Raw genomic sequence first — 785 nt, 5'->3', positions numbered from 1 at the left:
CTGTTCAAACGCGCCAGCGCGCCCAATGTCTGCGTTGGTGATGGAGTGATGATGGCATGGCAAGCAGGATGCCGCTTAGCCAATTTGGAATTCATCCAGTTTCATCCGACAGGTCTTGCACTGAGCGATAGTAGCTTTTTAATCTCAGAGGCGCTGCGCGGTGAAGGCGCTCATCTGTATTGTCCGCAGACGGGCACACGCTTTATGTTAGAGATTGACGCGCGCGCTGAGCTTGCGCCACGCGATATCGTAGCGCGAGCGATAGCGGAACAAATTAGCGATAATGGCTTGGGCTACGTGCACCTTGATATCAGTCATTTACCAGATGACTTTATCACAGGTCATTTTCCGCAGATCTATCAAACCCTGCTGGATCTCGGTATCGATATGACCACTGACCCCATTCCAGTCGCGCCGACTGCTCACTATAGCTGCGGCGGCGTGGTCACTGATGCGCACGGTGTGACGGATGTACCTGGACTTTACGCCGCAGGCGAAGTCGCTTATACAGGCTTGCATGGCGCTAATCGTCTGGCTAGCAACTCACTATTAGAATGCGTGGTCGTCGGTCGTAATATCGCCACTGACTTACCGCGTTATCTAAACCAAATATCCGCATCTTCTAGCAGTTTTGAGCATACGCTCTGGACGCCGCCTGTCTTGACCGACACGCAAGTCATTACTTTGCCTGAGGGTAAAAATACTCACATTGATAGCATGGTTGTTCATAGAAATACTAGCGCTAAAGATACTGATATTAATATGATAACCAATGAGCTAAAGAC

The 785-nt window shown here is 50.2% G+C and carries 1 protein-coding gene; it reads left to right on the top strand.

The window, feature by feature from the left end:
* Positions 1–785: FAD-binding protein (locus tag ACTXGO_RS15175; protein WP_443575103.1), on the top strand; the 785-nt coding region annotated here is incomplete at both ends.

Source organism: Psychrobacter sp. T6-1 (assembly GCF_052258445.1).
This window is presented reverse-complemented; position numbering and strand designations above follow the sequence as displayed.